This window comes from Kitasatospora sp. NPDC127116, assembly GCF_042677365.1.
Lineage (GTDB): Bacteria > Actinomycetota > Actinomycetes > Streptomycetales > Streptomycetaceae > Kitasatospora > Kitasatospora lactacystinica.
This window is the reverse complement of record NZ_JBHXTL010000041.1, coordinates 28,347-48,068: the sequence shown is the minus strand read 5'-3', so window position 1 is coordinate 48,068 and position 19,722 is coordinate 28,347. Positions and strand designations below refer to the sequence as shown.

The 19,722-nt window shown below is 63.8% G+C and carries 30 protein-coding genes and 3 tRNA genes; 12 read left to right on the top strand and 21 right to left on the bottom strand.

Going from position 1 to position 19,722, the window contains the following annotated elements; all coding sequences use genetic code 11:
• Positions 1 to 11 precede the first annotated feature (11 nt).
• The gene (locus ACFVHV_RS18635) at positions 12 to 344 is read left to right on the top strand and encodes a hypothetical protein (protein WP_380352158.1); all 333 of its coding nucleotides are present in this window, start codon (positions 12 to 14) and stop codon (positions 342 to 344) included.
• Positions 345 to 405: 61 nt separating this feature from the next.
• Here ACFVHV_RS18635 and ACFVHV_RS18630 read toward each other — a convergent pair whose 3' ends face one another.
• The 21 genes from ACFVHV_RS18630 to ACFVHV_RS18530 all read right to left on the bottom strand — a co-directional run bounded on the left by ACFVHV_RS18630 (position 406) and on the right by ACFVHV_RS18530 (position 13,719).
• Positions 406 to 747, bottom strand: coding sequence for a histone-like nucleoid-structuring protein Lsr2 (locus ACFVHV_RS18630; protein ID WP_380352156.1), 342 nt, complete (start codon positions 745 to 747; stop codon positions 406 to 408).
• A gap of 39 nt (positions 748 to 786) precedes the next feature.
• On the bottom strand, positions 787 to 1,161 hold the full coding sequence (locus ACFVHV_RS18625; RefSeq protein ID WP_380352154.1) for a transglycosylase SLT domain-containing protein: 375 nt from the start codon (positions 1,159 to 1,161) through the stop codon (positions 787 to 789).
• Between the two features lie 260 nt (positions 1,162 to 1,421).
• A complete protein-coding gene (locus ACFVHV_RS18620) occupies positions 1,422 to 1,988 on the bottom strand; it encodes a thymidine kinase (protein ID WP_380352152.1) in 567 nt (188 codons plus the stop codon).
• Positions 1,981 to 2,139: a hypothetical protein gene (locus ACFVHV_RS18615; protein WP_181970753.1), complete on the bottom strand. Its 159-nt coding sequence runs from the start codon at positions 2,137 to 2,139 to the stop codon at positions 1,981 to 1,983. The genes ACFVHV_RS18620 and ACFVHV_RS18615 overlap by 8 nt, the downstream gene beginning before the upstream one ends.
• Positions 2,136 to 2,372 carry a hypothetical protein gene (locus ACFVHV_RS18610; RefSeq protein WP_380352150.1) on the bottom strand — a complete coding sequence of 79 codons (237 nt, stop codon included), beginning with the start codon at positions 2,370 to 2,372 and terminating at the stop codon, positions 2,136 to 2,138. Before ACFVHV_RS18610 ends, ACFVHV_RS18615 begins: the two co-directional genes overlap by 4 nt.
• Positions 2,369 to 2,593 (bottom strand): thioredoxin family protein, encoded by a 225-nt coding sequence (locus tag ACFVHV_RS18605; RefSeq protein WP_380352148.1) that lies wholly within the window; start codon positions 2,591 to 2,593, stop codon positions 2,369 to 2,371. Before ACFVHV_RS18605 ends, ACFVHV_RS18610 begins: the two co-directional genes overlap by 4 nt.
• The gene (locus ACFVHV_RS18600) at positions 2,593 to 4,407 is read right to left on the bottom strand and encodes a DNA polymerase (protein WP_380352146.1); all 1,815 of its coding nucleotides are present in this window, start codon (positions 4,405 to 4,407) and stop codon (positions 2,593 to 2,595) included. Before ACFVHV_RS18600 ends, ACFVHV_RS18605 begins: the two co-directional genes overlap by 1 nt.
• 273 nt (positions 4,408 to 4,680) lie before the next feature.
• Positions 4,681 to 4,878: a hypothetical protein gene (locus tag ACFVHV_RS18595; RefSeq protein WP_380352145.1), complete on the bottom strand. Its 198-nt coding sequence runs from the start codon at positions 4,876 to 4,878 to the stop codon at positions 4,681 to 4,683.
• Positions 4,871 to 5,146, bottom strand: coding sequence for a hypothetical protein (locus ACFVHV_RS18590; RefSeq protein ID WP_117490979.1), 276 nt, complete (start codon positions 5,144 to 5,146; stop codon positions 4,871 to 4,873). The genes ACFVHV_RS18595 and ACFVHV_RS18590 overlap by 8 nt, the downstream gene beginning before the upstream one ends.
• A 79-nt stretch (positions 5,147 to 5,225) precedes the next feature.
• On the bottom strand, positions 5,226 to 5,747 hold the full coding sequence (locus ACFVHV_RS18585) for a hypothetical protein (RefSeq protein WP_380352143.1): 522 nt from the start codon (positions 5,745 to 5,747) through the stop codon (positions 5,226 to 5,228).
• Between the two features lie 59 nt (positions 5,748 to 5,806).
• On the bottom strand, positions 5,807 to 7,834 hold the full coding sequence (gene nrdJ, locus ACFVHV_RS18580; RefSeq protein ID WP_380352141.1) for a ribonucleoside-triphosphate reductase, adenosylcobalamin-dependent: 2,028 nt from the start codon (positions 7,832 to 7,834) through the stop codon (positions 5,807 to 5,809).
• A gap of 8 nt (positions 7,835 to 7,842) precedes the next feature.
• On the bottom strand, positions 7,843 to 8,058 hold the full coding sequence (locus ACFVHV_RS18575; RefSeq protein ID WP_117490971.1) for a hypothetical protein: 216 nt from the start codon (positions 8,056 to 8,058) through the stop codon (positions 7,843 to 7,845).
• Entirely contained in the window at positions 8,055 to 8,591 is a 537-nt protein-coding gene (locus tag ACFVHV_RS18570; protein ID WP_117490969.1) for a hypothetical protein, read from the bottom strand. Before ACFVHV_RS18570 ends, ACFVHV_RS18575 begins: the two co-directional genes overlap by 4 nt.
• The gene (locus tag ACFVHV_RS18565) at positions 8,591 to 9,352 is read right to left on the bottom strand and encodes a metallophosphoesterase (RefSeq protein ID WP_117490967.1); all 762 of its coding nucleotides are present in this window, start codon (positions 9,350 to 9,352) and stop codon (positions 8,591 to 8,593) included. The genes ACFVHV_RS18570 and ACFVHV_RS18565 overlap by 1 nt, the downstream gene beginning before the upstream one ends.
• Complete coding sequence (locus tag ACFVHV_RS18560; RefSeq protein ID WP_259316805.1) at positions 9,349 to 9,759, bottom strand: DUF3310 domain-containing protein; 411 nt, start codon at positions 9,757 to 9,759, stop codon at positions 9,349 to 9,351. The genes ACFVHV_RS18565 and ACFVHV_RS18560 overlap by 4 nt, the downstream gene beginning before the upstream one ends.
• 53 nt (positions 9,760 to 9,812) lie before the next feature.
• A complete protein-coding gene (locus tag ACFVHV_RS18555) occupies positions 9,813 to 10,400 on the bottom strand; it encodes a toprim domain-containing protein (RefSeq protein WP_380352139.1) in 588 nt (195 codons plus the stop codon).
• On the bottom strand, positions 10,282 to 10,677 hold the full coding sequence (locus tag ACFVHV_RS18550) for a CHC2 zinc finger domain-containing protein (protein ID WP_380352137.1): 396 nt from the start codon (positions 10,675 to 10,677) through the stop codon (positions 10,282 to 10,284). The genes ACFVHV_RS18555 and ACFVHV_RS18550 overlap by 119 nt, the downstream gene beginning before the upstream one ends.
• A 284-nt stretch (positions 10,678 to 10,961) precedes the next feature.
• Positions 10,962 to 11,786 carry an AAA family ATPase gene (locus ACFVHV_RS18545; protein WP_380352135.1) on the bottom strand — a complete coding sequence of 275 codons (825 nt, stop codon included), beginning with the start codon at positions 11,784 to 11,786 and terminating at the stop codon, positions 10,962 to 10,964.
• Between the two features lie 53 nt (positions 11,787 to 11,839).
• Positions 11,840 to 12,634: a PD-(D/E)XK nuclease family protein gene (locus tag ACFVHV_RS18540; protein ID WP_380352133.1), complete on the bottom strand. Its 795-nt coding sequence runs from the start codon at positions 12,632 to 12,634 to the stop codon at positions 11,840 to 11,842.
• The gene (locus ACFVHV_RS18535) at positions 12,631 to 12,972 is read right to left on the bottom strand and encodes a hypothetical protein (protein WP_380352131.1); all 342 of its coding nucleotides are present in this window, start codon (positions 12,970 to 12,972) and stop codon (positions 12,631 to 12,633) included. Before ACFVHV_RS18535 ends, ACFVHV_RS18540 begins: the two co-directional genes overlap by 4 nt.
• A gap of 288 nt (positions 12,973 to 13,260) precedes the next feature.
• On the bottom strand, positions 13,261 to 13,719 hold the full coding sequence (locus ACFVHV_RS18530) for a hypothetical protein (RefSeq protein WP_117490955.1): 459 nt from the start codon (positions 13,717 to 13,719) through the stop codon (positions 13,261 to 13,263).
• 432 nt (positions 13,720 to 14,151) lie between these two features.
• Here ACFVHV_RS18530 and ACFVHV_RS18525 point away from each other — a divergent pair, with 432 nt between their 5' ends.
• The 11 genes from ACFVHV_RS18525 (at position 14,152) to ACFVHV_RS18475 (ending at position 19,709) form a co-directional block, all read left to right on the top strand.
• Positions 14,152 to 14,553 carry an HNH endonuclease gene (locus ACFVHV_RS18525; protein WP_380352188.1) on the top strand — a complete coding sequence of 134 codons (402 nt, stop codon included), beginning with the start codon at positions 14,152 to 14,154 and terminating at the stop codon, positions 14,551 to 14,553.
• A gap of 85 nt (positions 14,554 to 14,638) precedes the next feature.
• Entirely contained in the window at positions 14,639 to 14,983 is a 345-nt protein-coding gene (locus tag ACFVHV_RS18520; RefSeq protein ID WP_380352129.1) for an endonuclease VII domain-containing protein, read from the top strand.
• Positions 14,984 to 15,008: 25 nt separating this feature from the next.
• Positions 15,009 to 15,080: transfer RNA gene (locus tag ACFVHV_RS18515), tRNA-Asn, on the top strand.
• Between the two features lie 55 nt (positions 15,081 to 15,135).
• Positions 15,136 to 15,209: transfer RNA gene (locus ACFVHV_RS18510), tRNA-Ser, on the top strand.
• Positions 15,210 to 15,211: 2 nt separating this feature from the next.
• Positions 15,212 to 15,285, top strand: a tRNA-Asp gene (locus ACFVHV_RS18505).
• Positions 15,286 to 15,319: 34 nt separating this feature from the next.
• On the top strand, positions 15,320 to 15,493 hold the full coding sequence (locus ACFVHV_RS18500) for a hypothetical protein (protein ID WP_181970752.1): 174 nt from the start codon (positions 15,320 to 15,322) through the stop codon (positions 15,491 to 15,493).
• Between the two features lie 140 nt (positions 15,494 to 15,633).
• Positions 15,634 to 15,933, top strand: a complete 300-nt coding sequence (locus tag ACFVHV_RS18495) for a hypothetical protein (RefSeq protein ID WP_147409271.1) — start codon at positions 15,634 to 15,636, stop codon at positions 15,931 to 15,933.
• The gene (locus ACFVHV_RS18490; RefSeq protein WP_380352127.1) at positions 15,933 to 16,238 is read left to right on the top strand and encodes a hypothetical protein; all 306 of its coding nucleotides are present in this window, start codon (positions 15,933 to 15,935) and stop codon (positions 16,236 to 16,238) included. The genes ACFVHV_RS18495 and ACFVHV_RS18490 overlap by 1 nt, the downstream gene beginning before the upstream one ends.
• Positions 16,239 to 16,538: 300 nt before the next feature.
• Positions 16,539 to 17,540 (top strand): terminase TerL endonuclease subunit, encoded by a 1,002-nt coding sequence (locus ACFVHV_RS18485; RefSeq protein ID WP_380352126.1) that lies wholly within the window; start codon positions 16,539 to 16,541, stop codon positions 17,538 to 17,540.
• A gap of 9 nt (positions 17,541 to 17,549) precedes the next feature.
• Positions 17,550 to 19,064 (top strand): phage portal protein, encoded by a 1,515-nt coding sequence (locus ACFVHV_RS18480; protein WP_380352124.1) that lies wholly within the window; start codon positions 17,550 to 17,552, stop codon positions 19,062 to 19,064.
• Positions 19,065 to 19,142: 78 nt separating this feature from the next.
• Positions 19,143 to 19,709: a hypothetical protein gene (locus tag ACFVHV_RS18475; RefSeq protein WP_380352122.1), complete on the top strand. Its 567-nt coding sequence runs from the start codon at positions 19,143 to 19,145 to the stop codon at positions 19,707 to 19,709.
• Positions 19,710 to 19,722 lie beyond the last annotated feature (13 nt).

Genomic DNA, 19,722 nt, shown 5'->3' with positions numbered 1-19,722 from the left:
AGCGACGAACTATGACCAACGTCGAAAAGGCTCAATGCGCCGCCGACCACGCCGCACTGAACCTCGCATCGGTCTTCCAAGTCATGAATGTCGAATCCGGAGTCCCCCAAGCCGAGGCGAACGAGCTGGCGAGTGCACAGCTGATCGGCGAGCTTATGGGGCTCTCGGATGGCCTCCGCCTGACACCGGACGAGGCCGCCGGCGAGCTGCTGCGGTCGTTGGCGGCACTCTCGGCCATCCTGTTCGGTGAGCTCGCGGCCCTGACGGGCAAGCCGATCGAGGACCTGATCCAGTTCCGTCGCATGGAAGTGACGTACAAGGGTTCAGGCCCAGCGTTGGAGTAGACCTTCGGCGCGCAATGACGGAGGCCCCCTACCGAACCGGTAGGGGGCCTCCTTGCGTACCTCAGCCGTTCTCCTTGAGGTAGGAGTCGACAATGTGCTTGGGGATGGCGCCGCGGTCGTTGACCTCCATGCCCTTCCCCTTCGCCCAGGCCCGAACGGCAGAGGCGTCGGGGCCCGGCTTGCCGGCGGAGCGGTTCCTCTTGGGGGCCGGGGAGGCCGGCGTGGAAGCAGCCTCCCGCTGAATGCCATGCTCGGCCAGGAACTCGTCCAGGTCGGTCTTGGACTTCTCGTAGGCGGTCAGCTTGGCCTCAAGCTGGGTAATCACCTTCTTGTCGCCGAGCTCCCCCCGGTAGGTGACGCCGTCAACGTTCACCTTGACCTGCTGAACTACTTCGATCGGCATTGCAGACTCCTTCTGTGGTGCCTGAATGCTAATCCTAGTTCAGTAGCCCTTCCAACACTTTCCACCACATCGAGTGGCCACCACGTTGTCGATGGAGCCGTAAGTGTCCGCCGCGTACGCGCATGCGGCACAGATGTTCGCCACCGGGTCTGTGACGTCCCAGGAGGTTCCCGGAACGTGGTAGGCCCGGAACGTGGTGGGAACGACCTGCATCAGGCCGCGGCTGTTGTTCTTGGCCCTGGCGTTCAAGTCGTCGTAGTTCGTCGCGTCAGGGTCTCCGCCGGACTCGTGCTCGATGGCAACGTGGATGGCGGCAGCAGTGCCTGGAATGCCCCGGGTGCGCATCACGTCGACGGCTTCGGCCACCCATCCGTTCAGATTGTCGGGGTAGGAGGGCTTCGAAGTCCTCTCCACCTGCTTCTGCGTAGGCCTTGGAGGGACTTCCGGGGCCGGTACGTCGGAAGGTGTCGGCATCGGACGGGGAGGCGGCTCCGGCGTCATCTCCGGAGAACTCGGAGACAGGTTCGATGGGGCAGTAGAAGGGGACATCGGAGGCTCTGGCAGGGCTTCCTCCGTCCCGGCCGGTGTGGTCGGTGCTGCGGCCGGCACGACGGACGCCGCCAGAAGTGCGACACCCCCCAGCACTGTCGTTGTGGTCCAGATCAGGCGTTCCTTCATGCAATCCCCGCTCTGTGGTGCCTTCGACAAAGGCTTCGGTAGGTACCCATGTCACCGACCTCGACCAGCGCGCCGGAGTGCACCATCACGCCGTCCTTGACACGGGCCGTGTGGGTGGCCTTTCGCCCGCACCAGCACAGCGTCTTGACCGGCAGTTCCTCGACGCGGTCGGCCAGCTCCAGCAGCCTCTTCGAGGCCGGGAAGAGTTCTCCGCGGAAGTCGGTCCGCAGGCCGAAGGCGTAGACGTCGACACCTAGCCCGTCCACGGCGTCCGCCAGGTGGTTGATCTGCTTCGGGGTGTAGAACTGGGCCTCGTCGGCGATCACGTACGGAATTGGCTCAGTGACCTCCGCCAACACCATCAGAAGGTCGTACAGGTCCATCCGGTCGGTAACCTCGATGGCTCTGGCCTGGAGGCCGAGCCGGGAGGAGATGGTCCCGGCGCCGGCTCGGCCTCCCTTCGTGAACATCACGCCGTCGCCGCCGAGCGAGTGGTGGAGCTGGAGCGCCAGCGTCGACTTCCCGGCGTCCATCACACCGAGGTGGGCGACGAGTTCAGGCATGGTCGTCTTCCTCGGCGATGTCGCCGACACACGCCAGGAAGTAGTCCTGGTGCTTGTCGCCGTACCGGAGTGCCAGATTGATGAATCGCTCCGGGTCGCTGCCCAGGTCTTCGACGTCGCTCAGGACGCAGGTGAAGCGATAGCTCTTCACTTCTTCAGCTCCATTCGGACGCCGTTGACGATCCAGACCAGGACCCAACATCCCTGGACCACTGGGAAGGCCAGATGCATCTGGAGGCCAACGATGACCATCGCCGTGTTGGCGGCGATGTTCAGGAGTGTGGCGAATCGACCGTTGGCTTCGATGACGCCCAGGAGCAGGGCCAGGACGCCCCAGGCGAAGCAGGCGAGTTCGGCGATCAGGCCGAGCGCGGAAGGGCTCACCGGGCGTTCTCCTTGAGGAAGTTGGAGACGATGGCCTCGCCGATGTAGCCGACGCCGGAGTCGGTGATGAGCGTCGGAACGGCGTAGACGTCATGCTGGTTCATCTTCTTCAGCGAACTGGCTGCGGTGATGTCGACGACTTCGGTGTTGGGGAATGCTTCGAGGACCAGGGGCTTGATCCGCTTGCATGGCTGGCAGGTCGGGCTGGTGAACAGCATCATCAGTGCTTCGTTTCCTTGTCGTAGATGGCGCCCCAGGGGCGCCCGTCGGCTATGTCTGCGTCAGTTGGGATCAGTAGGCCGTTCATGGTGAACTGCATGATCTCTGCGGCCTGCTTGGCCAGTTCTGCGGCTCGCTCCTTCGGGAACGAGAAGACGATTTCGTCGTGGATGATCAAGCGGACCCAGGGTGTGAAGCCGGCGCGGTCGAGTTCGATGACCGCCCTGGCGGTGATGTCCCTCGCAGCGCTCTGAATCGCGTAGTTCAAGGCGGCGTACGGGCGGCCGCGGTCCACCATGAGCCGGTGACCGGTGGCCGTGTAGATGTAGCCCTTCTTACGGGCCTCGTCCTGGAGCCGGTCAGCGAGGACCCGAACCCCCGGGTACGCCCGCCAGAACCCCTTGACCGCTTTCTTGGCCTCTTCGACACTGACGCCGGCCTGTTCATGAACGGCCTGCCAGCCGCCACCGAAGGCGACACAGAAGTTGGTGGTCTTCCCGGCCTTGCGGCTCACACCGGCGGCGTCCGCCGTCATCTGGTGGAGGTCCGCGTCGTTCCGGAAGGCCTCCAACAGCGTCTGGTCCCCCGACAGGGCGGCCATGACCCGGAGTTCCATGTTTCCGTAGTCGATGCTCACCGTGACGTGGTCCGGCTCCGCGAGGAAGCAGTTCCGGACGAAGGCCTCCCCGGCCGGAAGCGTCTGGGCCGGGATGCCCGTACAGGACATCCGGAACGTCCGCGCGCCTGCGGTATTGATGGAAGCGTGGCAGCGGTTCGAACCGTCCCGCTGCTCCAAGAAGCGCAGGAACCACGTCTTGGCCCACTTCCCGCACTTCTTCGCCTTGATGACGGCCTGGGCCAGCGGCTCGGACGAGAACGACGACAGGATCGCGTCGTCCACCTTCCACTTGCCGGTCGGCGTCTTCTGGGTGAGCTTGTGCCCCCGCTCGATCAGCGCTTCGGCGACCTGGTCGGTGGAGTTGACGCTCTCGACGCCCAGCTCGGCCGCGACGTGGCACCAGTGCTCGGCCTCGGCGATGAGCTTGTCCGCCTCCCGGCGGGTGTAGTCCACATCAAGCAAGTAGCCCTGGCGCTCGATCTTGGCGCAGACGTGGGCGAGCCGGTGTTCCCAGCTCATCAGTCCACGTCGCTTCGAGCGGGCGGGGACCAGGCGCCGCAGCGTCCGGTAGAGCCGGAACGCGAGGACGGGGTCCATGCCGGCATAGAGGTTGAAGCCGTGGTGCGTCAGCGGCACGACCGGCCACACCGCGGACTTCTTGACTCCCAGCTCCTTGGCGATGGCCGTCATCGACCCCTTGACCTCGTCGGCCACCACAGGGTCGATGTAGTACTTCGTCGCCTCTTCGAGCTTGTGTCCCGGGCCGCCTTCCTTGACGGCCCGGGAGTCGACCAGCTTCCCGAGCAGCACGGTGTCCCACGACTTCGGGGCCAGCTCCTCCATGCGGACGCCCAGGGTCTCTTCGACCACGTGCATGTCGTACGTGCCGTTGTGGGCGATCAGGCGTTTGACGGTCCGCAGGGCCCAGCGCACCGCCGTGCGGAAGTTGTCGTCGGGGCCGACTTCCTTCTCGACCGGGATGACGAACGATTCGGATGCGTTGCCGAACTGGGCCAGTCGTATCCGGAAGGTTCCGACTTTCGCATTCCACCAGTCCAAACCTGTGGTCTCTGTGTCCCACGCACAGAGTTCCTGGTTCGCCTCGATGAACTTCTTGAACTGCGCAAGATCTGAAGGGTCTTCGACCACATTGATCCGGATGGGATCGTTCTTGATCTTGTACTCAATGACCTTCAAAATCTTGCCTTACTCGTTTATGCTCGGCACCTCGCACGCGGGGCAGGGTGTGACCTCTGGCAGTTCGGTATCCGGCGGGAAGGACTCCGCGAACTCGAACAGGCACTCGCCGCAGAAGTAGCTGACCAGAATGCTGTTAAGCGTCGACATGGTCGGAGATCCTTTCCATCGCGTCACCGCAGCCGGGGCAGGTCTCTCGCTCGCAAAACCCTTCGAAGGGGCCCCAGATCATTCGCCGGACCCCACATTCACACTCATAGAGGCTGGTCGGCATCAGCTCTTGATCTCTCCGCTGATCATCATCTCGACCAGCATTCCGGCCTGCTTCCGGGTGAGGCCGGCGCGGCGCGCCTTCCATCGGACCTTCCCGGCAGCTTCGGCGATCAGCTCGTGGGTGCGCTGGCTCTGCGCGACCTGAACGACGATGGCTTCCCACAGGGCTTCGTCCAGGGCGTCATCGAGGTCAGTCACAGTCGAACTCCATCTCGTAGGCCTGATCCGACAGGGCCTCGCTGATCTGGTCCCGAAGCGTCATGGCCGCTTCCCGGCTGAGGTGCAGCGTCGAGGTGGAGCTGCTGTTCTCGTTGAGGTGGACGCCCGAGATGAGGATTGCGCGCTCACCCTTCGGGCCGATGGTGTGTGCGGCATCGGTCTTGTTCACTACCAGGCCGTAGTGCCGGGTGGAGCTCTTTCGGTTCGGGTTCCTCAGCAGCTCGCCGGGGATGTAGGTCCAGCTCATGGCGTCTCCCGCAGGGGCGGGAGCGGGGGCCTTGAATGCCCCCGCTCCGCAAGTCAACTTTTAGGGCAGATTGAAGTAATCAGCGCTTCACGGCGAACTTCCCCGTCTTCTTGTCCAGGAAGGCCGGCGGGCACTTCGCCTCCCCGGCTCGCTCGTCGGCGTTGCAGAAGTACGCCTCCCAAGTGCCCTTCGCCACGTGGGTGCGCGCCCCGTGATCACAGGTGAGGTCACCCTTGTGACCGGACTCGGCGCCGGCCGAGTTCTGGACCCGGCCGCCGGAGAACGACGGCTGGCCCGCGGCCTTGTCGGCCTTCGACGGGGCGAGGGTGACGACATAGGCGCTCGCCTTGCCCATCGTCTCCAGCAGGCCGCTCTCCTTGGCCTCACCGATCTTGCGCTTCAGGCCGTCCGCCGAGCCGTCTCGCATGACAAGCCACGGCGCGTCGTACCCGGGGCCGAACTTCAGGGTCGCGCAGAAGCCTTCGTTGTCGGCGGTCGCAGGGGTGGTCATAGGCGTCTCCTCGACAGTGGGGGTTTCGGTCAGATCGGACTTCTCGTCCCAGGGGCTGATATCCGCGAAAGGATCGTCATAGTTGGGCACTTGTCCTCCTACTTCCGTTTGTACGTTGATTAAATCCGCAAGTCAACTTTTAGGGCATGCTAAATCGGGCAGGCACCCGAAGCGCAGATCTCGTCATAGCCGGTATCCTCGACCTCGATGCCCAGGCGCTTAGCGTGTGCCTCGTACTCCATGGGCGAGATACGCTCGTACGGGGCCTGGTCCCGGGACACCTCCGGGAAGATCGTGGCTCCCTTCAGGTCGCCGAGGTAGCCCTTCAGAATCTGCATGAGGTCTTCGACGGTGTACCGGCTCGGGTCGATGTTGGCGGTGTAGGAAACTGCCTGATCGGCCCAGCACTGCTGATAGAGGCGCTGCACATTCAACATGTCTTCGATGGTGAGTTCACCGGCATCCTGAACGCTCCCCTCCCCTACCTCCGACACAAGCGGGTCCTTCGTCGGGATCTCAACGACCGTGGTGTTCGCGGCGTACAGGCAGGGCTCGGTGTGGTAGCCCTTTGCCTTGTATTCCTCCACCTGAGCGGCCTCACGGGGGTCGACGTTCGAGAACCGGATGCGGCGGATGAAGTAGCGCCCGAAGATCGGGTGGACAGCCTCACCGGAAGAGCCGGCCAGCTTGCTGATGGTGCCGGTCGGGGCGATGACCCGCTTCTTGACGGGCGTCGGGATGCGCAGTTGGTGCGCGTACTCGGCCGCGGCCTGGTCCACGACTTCGGCCAGCTCCTCCAGGTCCTCGATGACGTTCAGGTTGAACGCGGCCTTGCTGTACGGGACTCCGCGCCGCGCCAAGTAGTCGGCGAATCCCAGGTGCCCGAGGCCGATGCGGCGCATTCGGCTGATCGCCTTCTGGGATTCCACGTCGGCCACCGGCGCGAAGGTGGCTCGGATCAGGTACCTGGTCATAAGGCGATGAGCCGCGACCAGTTCGGACCACTGAAGGCCCGTTTCCTGGTCCACGAACGCACCCAGATTGATGGAGCCGAGGTTGCAGGGCTCCGCGGGCGTCAGCAGGGCCTCGGCGCAGGGGTTCACAGTGAAGGTGCCGTCCGGCTCTCCAACGGCGCTCAGGGAGGAGTTCCAGAACCCTGGCTCGCCGTCGTGGAGCATGCCTTCGCACAGCGCCCGGTAGACCTCCCGGGCCCTGACGCGCTCCTCGTGCTCGAAGATGTTGACGGTGTCGTCCAGGGCCTGGACGAAGCGGTTGTCGATCTCCACCGAGATGTTGGTCGTCCAGTGCTTCGACATATCCCGCTTGCAGCTCAGGAAGGTGTCGATCTCCGGGTCCTCCCAGTGCATGAGGCTCATCCGCGCGGACCGGCGGACGCCGCCGGAGACGATGCACTGGGCGATCTCGTGATCGATCTCCATGCACTGGATGCCGGACAGGCGACGGTGCGGCGGGGTGGCCTGGATGATCCGGCCGATGTTCAGGAGCATCTGGGCGAAGGGCTGGGGGCCGCTCGCGGTGCCGCCGAACTTCTTGAGAGGGGCGCCCTTGCGCCGAATGCGGCTCACGTCGTAGACGCGGGTCACGTGCTTCGTCCTGGGATCGTGCGCGGTGTTGATCAGGTCGGCGAGCGCATCGGCCCAGCCCTCCCGGGAGTCCTCGACGGGGAAGGCCCCTGCCCACTTGTGGCTGTAGGTCTCCGAGAGGAGGCCGGCCTCCTCCATCTCGTCGTGATCGGAGTGCTCGGGGTCGCACACGATGTGGACCTCGGTGGGTACGGCGACGGCAGGCATGCCCTCCAGGTAGCGGCTGCTGTAGTTGGTGCCGACGCCTCCGCCTTCTGCCAGGCGCGCCATGGTGAAGGAGAAGTGGCGGGCCACGTCGTCCGCGTCCCACGGGGCCGCCCAGCAGTTGTTGAGCGCGTAGTCGGCGACGCCGGAGGAGCGGAGGTGACGGCCTGCCGGGAGTGCCTTGAAGTCGAGCAGGAGGCTCATCAGGGCTTCGCGCTCCCCCGGCTCGATGTAGCGCTCGGGGACCAGGGCCAGGTTGCCGTTCACGACCCGCTCAACGGTCTGGGCCCAGGTCTCGGAGGTGCCGTCCGGCAGCTCGCGGGAGTAGGTGCGCCGGAACACGGTCTCGGCGGTCGGTGTCTTGAACATGGACTCTCCTAGAGTCGGATGGAAACGGTGTTGGTACTCGCGGCCGCGGTGAGCATCGCGACCAGGGCCGCGCGGGTCTTCGGGTCCACGGTGAACTCCAGGCTCTCCGGCGGAGAGCTCTTGTGAACCTGGATGTAGGTCAGGGAGTCCGGCTTGTCGTCGTGGACGACGCGGAGCTCAACCATCTCGTCGTCGCTGGTGTAGTGCTGGTCCGTCTCGATCATGCGGTCTGTTCCTGCTTCCTGATGTTGCGGTTCATGGCCGTGGTGAGGGCGTCGACGGCCCTCGTCAGCAGCTTGGAGTCCGTGACCTCCTGGTCGTCCACCAGGTGGTTCCAGACCACCTCCCGGTAGCGCGGGGAGATGCACTTCATCCCCTCCATGACGTCGCAGCGGCCCGGGACCAGGTTGTCCGTGACGCGGCAGTGCTGGAGGTCGTCCTTCTTGCCGAGCATCTGGGCGAGTTGATCGTTGTCGAGGCCGAACGACCGCACCAGCGCGCGGACTTCTTTCGGGGTGTACCAGTACTGGTCATCGACGAGGTTCTGGTAGTCGCGCTCCCGGCTCGCGTACCGCTGGCCGATCGAGCGGAACACCGTCGCCAGGTAGCCCCGCTCCTTGTCGGTCAGCCGGGCCTGGTTCTCGACCACGTGGGTCAGGATCTCCTGGCTCACGTCGTCGGCGTCCACGACGGGCCACCGCCGGCCGATCTCGCGGCCGATGTCGGCGGCCAGCTCCTGGACCAGCTCCCAGTCCATCACTTGTACAGCTCCCCTTCCACGATGAAGGAGCCGGTGCGGCTGACGGGGACGACGTTGGCCTGGACCTGGCCTCCGGCGATGTAGAGCAGTCCGAAGGCGGACTGCCAGTTCGCGAGGCGTGCGGGCCCCAGGTAGCCCGCCCGGGAGACGTCCATGAGGTGGCCGACCTCGACGCCCGTCAGGGTCCGGTGGGCGCCCATGCCGGTCGACTCGGAGACGATCCCCGCCCGGTGCGTGTGGCCCATGACGACGTTCTTCTGGAGCTTCTTGGCCGCGTTGAGCGCGGTGCCGCCGGCTGTCCGGCTCAGGCTGATTCCGCGGGCGTGGCCGTGGATCGCCGTCCAGCCGGGCGCGAAGTCGTACTTCACCGGCTCGAAGCCGATCCCGAGGTCATCGAGGCAGAGCAGCTGTGGCTCCTGGAACTCGTCGTAGTCGAAGAGGGCCGGGCACCGCTCGACCAGGTACTTGTTGGGGCGCTCGCCATGGTTCGAACCCAGCAGGGTGTACTTCCCGTCATAGACGGCCCGGACCGGCTCCAGGTGGTGGCGGACCGTGTAGGCCGCCTCCTGCTTGACCGTCATGCCGAACTCGGCGCGCCTGCCGCTAGACCAGCGGGAGGGGGCTGTGTAGTCGGTGATGTCTCCGATGTTGATCACTTCGTCCGGCTGGAACTCGCCGATGAAGCGGATCAGGTTCTTGTTCGCCCGCCGGTTCTCCAGCGGCATCTGGAGATCGGAGACGACGACGATCTTCTTCACTGCATGGCCTCTCGTCGCTGGATCTCTCGATTGATGTAATAGCGAGCCTTGTTCAGGTCCTCGATGTCCTTGCCACTGCCCTTGAGCCCTGCGCGCCAGATGTACTTCACCGCGTTGCCGAGGTTGAAGTTCATGTGCTCGGTCACCTGGATGCACTCGACCCCGCTCGGGTGGCTGGTGTAGTGCTTCGGGCTGTTCACTGCGTCGTGCTTCACCGGCTCCGGCTTGTCGCGGAAAGCCGATCGCATGATCTCCTGCTCTCGGGTCAGCTTCGGCGTCTCCTCTAGTTCGTCAAATGAGAAGGCGTACGGTCCGACCCCCCAGGGGAACTTCACCTCAACGGGTCGGTAGTCCCTGTCTTCGATCGTGACGACTTCACCCACCTTGCCGTTGAAGATGCTGTCCATTCCTTCGGAGCTCAGGACAACCTTTACCATCGCTCCGCAAGTCAACTTTTTAGTCATGAAGAAAGACCGCACTTCTCCCGCAGGGCTTCACGCCCGTACTTCATGTAGAAGCTGTTCACGTCGAGGCCGTCACCCATGTCGATGTGCTTGACGTTCGGGAGTTGCCCCGCAAGCTTCTCCGCGAACTTGCGCCCCGGCTCGTCTCCGTCGGACAGGACCAGCACGGATTCGTAGCCCATGAACGGGGGCTCGAAGTGGGGCTTCCAGCTCCCGACGCCGGGTATGCCGACTGCCGGTATGCCGCAGAGTTCGGCCGTCATGGCGTCGATCTCGCCCTCGCAGATCGCTACGACGGGGCTGGCCGTGATCAGCGCCTTGGTGTTGAACATCCGAGTCGGATCGCCTGGCAGACTCAGGTACTTCGGGTCCTCGTTCCCGATGGCCCGGAAGCGAAGGCTGGCCACCTGGTGGATGCCGCCGGCCGGGCGGAAGTAGGGGATCGCCAGCCGGCCGTCAGCCCGGTCATGCCCAGTCTGAGGGGAACCGACGTACCCGAGGCCGAACCTTCCTGCCACCTCCAGCAGGCCCCGGCTTGCCAGGTACGGTTCTGCCGGACTGTCCTCCAGCTCCGTGTGGTACACCTTGGCCGCCTGCACCATGGCGCTCTGCCGCGATTCCTCGGGCCTCACTGAAACTAACTCCTTCTTCCCTCATGATGACATCCAATGAATCCTCGTGAATGTCACACGCGAAACAGCTCCATCTGTTCCGCTCGCGGTGCAGCGACGCTGACGGCCGGCTCTCCGGGTGTAGCGGGCAGAGGATCTTCTGCCACTCCCCGCGGCCCTCGCTGATCGTCGTCTCCGGGTAGTACTGCCGGAACACGGCCAGGATGCTCGGCCGTTCCTGTGGGTCCATAGCCGTCCTTGTAGGTGATCGTCACCGGGAAGTCGTACCGCCGGAACCGGGAGAGGAACGTGTGCCGATCCCCCCGGTACTTCCGGTAGTTGAAGGCGAGTTCCTTAGCGGCCACTGTCCGCCCCGATCCACCGGCAGCGACGGCGGTAGGCCATGAAGTCCAGCCGAAGTTCGACAGGGATCTCCCAGAGTGGAGTAGCCGGGTCCAGGGCCTGAAGCTCTTCCCGGATCATCTTTCTCCCTTTCACTTTCAGAATGTATTCCATCGCTCCGCCAGTCAACTTTTAGGGCAAAAAAATTTCGCCTGCATCGACGTCGGTCAGCCTCATGGTCGAGGTGTCGAAGTCGTACGAGGCGAACGTCTCGCCGCTGCTGTCTTCAAAACCCTCCCTGTTCTTGACCGGGGAGATGTGCAGGACACGGGAGTCCATGCCGTCGATCTCCTTGTGTATGGTCAGGATCAGCGAAGGCACCCGGGAGATCTTGCCCTTCACGCCGGATTGCGGGATTGGCTTAAGTCCGTCACTGAACTCGCCGGTGACGTGGTGCAGCGCCAGGACGTGGGCGTGGGTCTTCCGGGCCATCTCGTTCAGGTACTCGCACATGCCCTCCAGCCCGAAGGTGTAGCTCTCGGCGGAGTCGGCCCCACCATCCACATTTGTGATGTTGTCGATGATCACCAAGTGCGGCGCGATGCCGAACACTTCGACGTACGACTTCAGGTGGAGTTCCAGATCCTCCGCTGTCGGCCTGGCGTCGAAGTTGAACCTCAGCCACCACCGGTCGGAGAGCACCTTGTCGTACTGGTCGAACTCGTCCGTTCGCAGCTTTCGCTTGAGGGTCTGGATGTCCTCTCCCGTGATCAGGGCCGTGGCCCTGGTGAGCTGTGTCGCTGCGTTGCTGTCAGCCGAGAAGTACAGGGACGGGATATTCGGCAGGACGCTCAGGTTGGCCGCGAACACGCTCTTTCCTGTACCGCCTCCGGCACAGACGATCGAGAACTCACCTCGCCGGAACTCTACGCCCATCTTCGTCAGACCCTTGAACGGCGACGGGATCGGCTCGCCGGCCGCACCCTTGACCCGCTTGGCCTGAGAAAGCGAAATCAACTTTCTTCATTCCTTTCCCTCATTAATAAACCTAGGTCACTCAACTCCGCAGGTCAACTTTTGCGGTAAAAAAAATCGCACTTGTGCGACACGTCACAGAACCGACAGTTGAAGCCCGGCTGCGGCACGAACTCCCCGGCCTTGACGCCTTCGTCCAGCGCTACGAACGAGGCTTCGATCTCCTGCTCAGGCATGCCCAGCTTCACCGGCCGGGAGAGCCGGTTCTCCTTTGCCAGCCACCAGTCACCCGCGTCCACTCGGACACCCGGCACCATGCGCCGGAGGGCACTGCCGTACGCGTAGAGCTGGAACTTGCTCTTCATCGTGCCGGTCTTGTTGTCGCGCACGACCAGAGAGCCGTCCGGGCGCTCCACGACCAGGTCGATGAAGCCGACGACGGGCACGCCTGCGAACTCGACCTCGAAATGCAGCTCGATCGCCGGCACCCCCTCCGGGGTCTCCCAGATGCGCTCCCGACGGTTGTTGGAGTGCGTCACGTACTCGGCGGCCTGCTGCATGCCCAACTCGTACCGCTGCTCGATGTCGTCCTGCGTCTCCCCCTTGGCCCTCAGCCAGTCGTCCAGGTCGGGCCACTCCCGCATGCTCTTGTTGATGGCCTCGGTGTAGGCGTCGTTGAAGAGGGTTTGAGCGTCGCCCTGGTCCAGGAGGCCGTCCCCCTTCCAGCGGGCCAGTTCAACGTGCTCCGCGGCCGTGTGGAATGCCGTCCCGTGATGGCTCCATGCTGCGGGCCGCTGGGGAACCCTGTCGATCCGCTGGAGCTTGTAGCGCCAGCTGCACCCCTCGAAGTACTGGTTGAACTGGGAGACGCTGCGACGGTGCTTACTCATCGGGTTCCAATCACAGTGGAGTCGAAGTAGCTGAACTCAAGGAAGCCTGCGCTTCCTGGGATCTTGGGGTGAGGCCGGCTTGACTCGATGACCTGCACCAGATCAGAACCGCGAGGTATGCGGTCGATGAACTCATGCATATCTTCGGCATCCTGATCAGTCATCATCTCAGAGTCATAGATGAGAACCCATTCAGTTCCCGTCCTGCATTTGTTGATGATCATCACGATTCCGATCGCCACCAGGGTCTGCACATGACCCCATCCCGGTGCCCTCGTAAGGGCTGTGACCAGCTCCTCGTTCGCAAACAGCGTCCGAAATTCTGGGGTCACCAGCATCCTGCGCAAACCTTCCTGAGAGTTTCCTGGGAGGGATTGTATTTACCCCCGGTCACCGAGGGCTTCATCACCTTACATGCCGTCCGCCGGTCAACCAACTTTAAAGCGTTGGTTAAAAAGTGATGAGAGCCACACAAGTTCAGTACGTGAAACATATAGGCCTAGGGGTATGGCAGGGGCCGATCTCCAGGCGGGACTAAAGTCCTGAAACGGACGGACTTTGGACATGAAAAAACCCCCGACTTTCGTCAGGGGTTCAGCGGGAGTCAGCTGCACGGCTGTGGCAAGTCATACCTCTGGAAGCTCCAGGGCCTTTCGCGCCTCCTCCGAGGGCTCCGGGGCGTCCGCCGGCCAGCGAATCGCCAGTCGACCATCGGACGGCTGTCTGGGCACCTCGGACCAGCCCGTGGCCGCGTCGTAGTCCAGCACCACTTCCTTGACCGCCAGGAGGTACGCGTAGTTCCGGCCGTCTCTCTGGCGGACCGCAGGCACCTCCTCGTCCCCCAACTGCATGCGCATCCAGTAGCGGAGGTTCACGTACCGCAGGGCCTTCCGGTGCTCCTTCTCAACGTCCCACGGCAGCAACTCCGCGACTGCTCGCGCGATGGGCTTGCTGGAGTATCCCAGGGCCCGCAGCCTCTTGTTGACGGCCTGCTTGGTGACCCCGTAGAGGTTGCCGATCTCCTCGTGAGTCATGCCCCGCTGGGCCATCTTCAACAGCTCACGATCGTCGGGGAGTGCAGTCATGACTCGCTTGAGCTCCGTTCCTCTTGATCCTTAACTTCATCCAAAGCTAGCACTCACACAGCGTCAGTCCAAGTCCGCCAGTCAACGCGGGCCGCTTCAAAAGTCATTGGATGAATCAATGTGACCTGGGCCACAAATCCAACTCTGGCGCCATGAGCTGACTCCTCCGGCACCTATGTAGTTAGTGAGAGAGAAGAGAGAGAGAGCGAAGCGAACTCTCTGATCTCGAACGCCCAAGAGAGCAGGACCTCCAAAAGGGTCCTGCTTCTACTGGAGAACACCTCCTTCTGTTGAGCCTCTGGTTGAGAGTTCAACTCCCGGATGGCTCCAGAGGGCGTCTACCGGCCCAGGCCAGATACGAAACCCTGGGCCGGGCAAGACTTCCAGGACTACCGCCCTTAGTTGGTGATCCGCTCCGGCGGAGTGCCTGACATGCGCCCGCGGCGCCGTGCACCGGGAGTCCTGGCCCATTTGTTCAATCTATCAATCCGCCCGGCGGGAGCACAGATGCCCAGAGCCAAAAGTGTCTGTCTCATCGACGGTTGCATTCGAACAACCGTTCGAGACGGCCGTTGTGCCGAGCATCAGCTTCGCAAGCCATGGGCGAACCGCTCCCGCAGGAACCGGGAGGTGATCCCCGGTTGGAGTCGGATCAGACTCCGAGTTCTCTACCGGGACAGGAAGACCTGCTACCTCTGCCAGTCAACCGGGGCGAATGAGGTCGACCACATCGTCCCGGTTGCCCGGGGTGGAACCCACGACCCCACGAACCTGGCTGCGGTCTGCTCTGCCTGTCACCGGCAGAAGACACAACGAGAGTCCAGAGGGGGCTGAAATGGCCGAGCCCCGCAAGGGATTCCGACGCTGCTCACGCTGCGAGCGCAACCGCTCTCAGCGCTTCTTCGCTCCCCGCGGCCGCGTGTGCTCGACCTGCCGGAAGCAGGCCGGACGGAAGGCTGCTCACGAGTCCCGCGTCCAGCGGACCTACGGCCTACGGCCCGGCGAGTACGACGTGCTCTTCGCCGCCCAGGACGGCCGCTGTGCCATCTGCGGGGAGCGACGGTCACAGAACCTCTCCGTCGACCACGACCACAAGAACGGGGCCGTGCGAGGGCTGCTCTGCCGCCGCTGCAACAACCAGCTGCTCGGCAAGGGCGCCCGCGACCGCGCCGACGTCTTGCGGAGGGCCGCGGACTACTTGGACGCCCCGCCGGCTCAGGCCCTGCTGGGCCTGCGCATCCACATCGACAACCAGCAGGCATGACGCTCCACCCTCCTCCGAGGGATCTTCCCCGATAGCTCAACGGCAGAGCAGGGCCCTGTTAAGGCCCGGGTTCCTGGTTCGAATCCAGGTTGGGGAGCCGCCGGCCACCGGGCTGATCACCTGGTGGCCGCAAGGCCGGGTCGCTCCCGGCTGGAGTCGTGGTGTAGATGGCGAGCACTCCGCCCGCGAAGGGCGGAAGAGCAGGTTCGAATCCTGCCGACTCACTTAGGTCCCGTAGCTCAGCAGGTCAGAGCACTGCCTTGTCACGGCAGAGGCCGCCGGTTCAAGTCCGGCCGGGGCCGCATTTCACTTTCATCCGACACGGAGTCCTGCACCATGCGTCCCTACGCCCTGAACGACGACGACCACAGCGGCCAGTACGCGCCTTCCAAGCCGGCGCACACGCGGGCCGCTCAGCGCCGTTCCTGGCGCCAGGACGCCCTCTTCGAGCTTGAGGACCTGGGCGAGATCTTCGGCATCTCCGAGGCCGCACTGAAGGCGGTTCGCTGATGGCCGGCCGGGGCCCCGCCCCGAAGGCCAACGCGGTACGTCGCAACAAGGACCCGTGGTCTCACCAGGCGTCAGCCGAGCCGCTTCCCCAGCGTCCCTACCCGCCGTGCCACTCGATCTACGAGGACTCGTGGCACCCGATGGCACTCCGCTTCTGGGACGTGTACTCGACCTGCCGTCAGGCCTCTCTCTTCATTGAGACGGACTGGTTCGAGCTTGAGCAGTGCATGAACCTCGTACACGAGATGTACGTCACCGGGAAGTCGAAGGTGATGCTGGCGGCCGAGATACGTCAGCGGGTCGCCAAATGGGGCTCGACGGTGGATGACCGCGCCCGGTTGCGCATGACGTTCGATGATCTCGACGCCGCCACTTCGGCAGGCGAGACGGATTCCAAGGTGCTCCGGATGGAGCGGTTCAAGAAGCTCGGAGGTGTGTGATGCAGACAGGCAACATACCCTCCGGAGTTCCCTCTCCCGAGGAAACCCTCGGATACGAGATCCTTGAATGGGCCGAGACCTTCCTCGTCCAGCCTGACGGTGAGAACGCAGGCCAGCCCTGGCAGTTCACCGATGAACAGGTCCGCTTCATTCTGTGGTTCTACGCCATCGACAAGAAGGGGAGGTGGCTTTACCGGTCCAGCGCCCTCCGGCGCGCCAAGGGCTGGGGTTTAAGGCAAGACCCCTCTTCTCGCAGCACTCGCGATCATCGAATTCATCGGTCCTGCCCGGTTCTCTCACTTTGACCAGGACGGGTACCCGGTAGGCAAGCGCGTCGCCCTGCCTGTCATTCAGATCGCCGCTACCTCCCTGGACCAGACGGCCCAGACCCGAGACATGATCCGCGGAATGCTGGCCTCAGGGCCGGCTCAGGAGACGTACGGGCTGGACATCGGAAAGTCGCTGATCCAGTTCCGCAATGGCGATCCCGGCCGCATCGAGCCGGTCACCTCCTCCAGTCGTGGTCTTGAGGGGGCGAGGCCAAGCTTTGTCAGACCCCGGCAGGAACGTTCCTGCCGGGGTCTGACTTTGCCTGATTCGTCATCATGGACGAGACCCATCATTGGGTCGAGTCAAACCACGGCGTCTATGTCTTCGAGACGCTGGACAGAAATGTCCGTAAGACCTCCGGTGCTGGTTCCCGCTGGGTCCAGACCACCAATGCATTCAACCCGACCGAGAACTCGGTTGCCCAGCGCGTTGCCGAGTCCACGTCGAAGTCCCGCCTCTACGACTGCCGCGAGGCACAGCGGAACATCGACCTGGACGACGAGGAAGCTCTCCTGGCGGGCCTCAAGGAGGCCTACGGAGACTCGTACTGGGTCGACTTCTCCGGCCTGGTGGATGCCATCCAGGACAAGGCCACCACGCCGGCCTCGGTCGCGTACCGGTTCTACCTGAACAACATTGCCGAGGGCGCCGATGGATGGATGTCCAAGGAGGAATGGGATGGAAGCTTTTCTGATTCTGACCCTATATCTCCAGGTGATCAGATCTCTGTGGGATTTGATGGTTCTCTGCGCGGAGATAGCACTGGTCTCGTCGGCTGCCGGCTTCGCGATGGTCGCCTATTTCTGTTGGGCCTCTGGGAGAAGCCGCGGGAAGCGGGACCGGACTGGGAAGTAGACGTTCTTTCGGTCGAGGCCGCGGTGAAGCGCGCCTTCGAGACGTACAGCGTCGAATGGATGTATTGCGATCCGCCGTACTGGCAGGAGCCGATTGGTCGCTGGTCCCTTCAGTACGGAGACGACAAGGTCTTCGAGTTCTGGACCAATCGCCCGACCCGCATGGCCAATGCCATTGAACGGTTCCGTACCGCCGTTTCCACCGGCGATCTCAGCCATGACGGCAATGAACACATCACCCGGCATGTCCTGAATGCCGTCACGAGGGAAGTCCCGCAGGGCCTTCTCATCCAGAAGAACTCCCCGAAGAGCAAGAAGAAAATTGACCTCGCTGTCTGCTCTGTCCTGGCGTTCGAAGCTCGGGCAGACGCGATAGCTGATGGCCGCCTCTTCAAGCGAAGGAGACGAGTAGCAGGTTTCTAGGAGAAGCGCATGGACCCGTTCAACCGACCGACGACGCCCCCGGAATGGTTGGATTGGTTGCATGGGAAGCTGACCCGCAATTGGGCAGCCGGCCAGCGCTTCACCAACTACTACGAGGGCAACCACGAGTTGATGCGCTTCGCTCAGGCGCAGTACTCGAATGCGTTCGGTGAGATCTTCAACAAGTGGGCCGACAACTTCTGTGGCCTGGTGGTCGACAGTGCCAATGAACGGATGCGCGTCGAGGGTTTCCGGATGACGGATGACCCGTCCGCCGACCGGGACGCACAGGAGATCTGGCAGCGCAACCACATGGACGCGGACTCCAACGCCGCGCACCTGGGCGCCATGGTCACCGGCGCCAGCTTCGCCGTCGTCTGGGCGGACTCGGACGGCCGGCCGACCATCACGGCCGAGTCGAGCGAGAACATCGCGGTCCAGTTCAAGGCCGGATCGAAGCGGGACATCGAGGTCTCCGCGAAGTTCACCACCGACGACTGGGGCCGCCAGACGGCCACCCTGTGGACCGACACGAAGGTCTACACCTTCGACAACGTCAAGGGCGAGTGGGTCAATCCGAAGGTCGGCAGGAACCCCCTCGGGACCAATCCCGTCATTCCGCTGATCAATCGGAACCGCCTGGCGGCGCCCAACCTCTGGCATCCGTACTCGGATCTGCACGACATCATCCCGATCCAGGATGCCATCAACAAGACCGTCCAGGACGCCATCGTGGCGTCCGAATACGCCGCTTTCCCTCAGCGCTACGTCACCGGCATGGAGATCACTGAGGATGAGAACGGTAACCCGGTCGCCCCTTTTCAGGTCGCCGTCGACAAGCTTCTTCAGGCTGAGGACCCCGATACACGTTTCGGCTCCTTCGAAGCCGCGAATTTGGCGAACTACTGCGTTCTCATAGATAAATTGGTCGCCAACATGGCGGCAAAGGCGAAGCTCCCGTTCCATTACTTCCTGTCCGGCGGGATGATCCCGTCCGGCGACGCCATCGCTTCTGCCGAGGCCGGTCTCATCTCGAAGACCAGGGAACGGATGCTTCACTTCGGTGAGGGCTGGGAGCGCGCAATGCGGCTGGCCTTCAAGGTTCTGGGTGATCCTCGTCAGGACGCCTTCCAGGCGGAGACGATCTGGGCTGACCCTGAGATTCGTACCGAGGCTCAGCATATTGATGCACTGATCAAGCAATCTGCTCTCGGCATTCCGCGACAGGCTCTCTGGGAGAAGGCCGGCTACACGCCCCCGCAGATCCAGCGCTTCAACCGGATGCTGGCGGAGCAGGAGGAGCTGCTGCACCGGTACCCGGCGATGCTCGGCCCGTCGAAGGGCGGCGTCGACCTGGCGGGCCTGGCCCAGAAGGCTCCGCAGGGCAACAGCGGGAACGTGAACCGGAAGCTGGCCGAGGCCGGCGGCTCGGTCGCTACGGCGACGAAGGCCGCGGGCTCCTCGTCCACCCGGCCCCGCTCCGCGCCGGCCAAGAACCGGCGTCCGAAGAACAAGCCCGCGTAGGGCGACAGCCGAACACCGACCACACCGAAGGCCGCCGTCATGGCGGCCTTCCCCATTTCCCCGACATGGAGAACACGCATGAGCGACGAGACCCCCGCCCCGCAGGACGGCGCCGACCCGACTACCCCGGACCTCCAGGCCGAGGTGGACAAGTGGAAGTCCCTGGCCCGCAAGCACGAGGCCCGCGCCAAGGAGTCCTTCGCCGAGCTGGAGGTCCTGAAGCCCGAGTTCGACGCCCTCAAGCAGGCGTCCCTCTCGGACCAGGAGCTGGCCGTCGAGACCGCCCGCCAGGAAGGCCGGCGATCCGCCGCAGCCGAGTTCGGAACGCGCGTTGCCACAGCTGAGCTGAAGGCGGCAGCCGCGGCCGCTGGGGCCCGGCTCCCGGACGCCGACTTCCTGAACCTCTCCCGCTTCGTCGGCGAGGACGGCACCCCCAACTCCGAGGCGATCTCGTCGTTCGTCGATGGCCTCCCGAAGGCACGCAAGAAGCCGGAGTATCGCCAGGATCTCGGCCTTGGTCCTCAGGGTGGCGGAGCCGGTGTGGGTCAGGTCACCCGCGACCAGCTCAAGCGCATGACCCGCCAGGAGATCAGCAAGGCCCGTTCCGAGGGCCGTCTCGACGCGATCATGCGCGGCCAGCTCTGAGCCCCGCTCAGGC

Excerpts from the sequence above, each read along its gene's own strand:
- ACFVHV_RS18635 (WP_380352158.1), top strand. The coding sequence starts at position 12 with ATGACCAACGTCGAAAAGGCTCAATGCGCCGCCGACCACGCCGCACTG.
- ACFVHV_RS18575 (WP_117490971.1), bottom strand. The coding sequence starts at position 8,058 with ATGATCGAGACGGACCAGCACTACACCAGCGACGACGAGATGGTTGAG.
- ACFVHV_RS18495 (WP_147409271.1), top strand. The coding sequence starts at position 15,634 with ATGGCACTCCGCTTCTGGGACGTGTACTCGACCTGCCGTCAGGCCTCT.
- ACFVHV_RS18490 (WP_380352127.1), top strand. The coding sequence starts at position 15,933 with ATGCAGACAGGCAACATACCCTCCGGAGTTCCCTCTCCCGAGGAAACC.
- ACFVHV_RS18525 (WP_380352188.1), top strand. The coding sequence starts at position 14,152 with ATGCGCCCGCGGCGCCGTGCACCGGGAGTCCTGGCCCATTTGTTCAAT.
- ACFVHV_RS18550 (WP_380352137.1), bottom strand. The coding sequence starts at position 10,677 with ATGGACCCACAGGAACGGCCGAGCATCCTGGCCGTGTTCCGGCAGTAC.
- nrdJ (WP_380352141.1), bottom strand. The coding sequence starts at position 7,834 with ATGTTCAAGACACCGACCGCCGAGACCGTGTTCCGGCGCACCTACTCC.
- ACFVHV_RS18485 (WP_380352126.1), top strand. The coding sequence starts at position 16,539 with ATGGACGAGACCCATCATTGGGTCGAGTCAAACCACGGCGTCTATGTC.
- ACFVHV_RS18590 (WP_117490979.1), bottom strand. The coding sequence starts at position 5,146 with ATGAGCTGGACCTACATCCCCGGCGAGCTGCTGAGGAACCCGAACCGA.
- ACFVHV_RS18570 (WP_117490969.1), bottom strand. The coding sequence starts at position 8,591 with ATGGACTGGGAGCTGGTCCAGGAGCTGGCCGCCGACATCGGCCGCGAG.
- ACFVHV_RS18540 (WP_380352133.1), bottom strand. The coding sequence starts at position 12,634 with ATGAGTAAGCACCGTCGCAGCGTCTCCCAGTTCAACCAGTACTTCGAG.
- ACFVHV_RS18560 (WP_259316805.1), bottom strand. The coding sequence starts at position 9,759 with ATGGACAGCATCTTCAACGGCAAGGTGGGTGAAGTCGTCACGATCGAA.
- ACFVHV_RS18620 (WP_380352152.1), bottom strand. The coding sequence starts at position 1,988 with ATGCCTGAACTCGTCGCCCACCTCGGTGTGATGGACGCCGGGAAGTCG.
- ACFVHV_RS18500 (WP_181970752.1), top strand. The coding sequence starts at position 15,320 with ATGCGTCCCTACGCCCTGAACGACGACGACCACAGCGGCCAGTACGCG.
- ACFVHV_RS18630 (WP_380352156.1), bottom strand. The coding sequence starts at position 747 with ATGCCGATCGAAGTAGTTCAGCAGGTCAAGGTGAACGTTGACGGCGTC.
- ACFVHV_RS18605 (WP_380352148.1), bottom strand. The coding sequence starts at position 2,593 with ATGATGCTGTTCACCAGCCCGACCTGCCAGCCATGCAAGCGGATCAAG.
- ACFVHV_RS18530 (WP_117490955.1), bottom strand. The coding sequence starts at position 13,719 with ATGACTGCACTCCCCGACGATCGTGAGCTGTTGAAGATGGCCCAGCGG.
- ACFVHV_RS18475 (WP_380352122.1), top strand. The coding sequence starts at position 19,143 with ATGAGCGACGAGACCCCCGCCCCGCAGGACGGCGCCGACCCGACTACC.
- ACFVHV_RS18535 (WP_380352131.1), bottom strand. The coding sequence starts at position 12,972 with ATGCTGGTGACCCCAGAATTTCGGACGCTGTTTGCGAACGAGGAGCTG.
- ACFVHV_RS18480 (WP_380352124.1), top strand. The coding sequence starts at position 17,550 with ATGGACCCGTTCAACCGACCGACGACGCCCCCGGAATGGTTGGATTGG.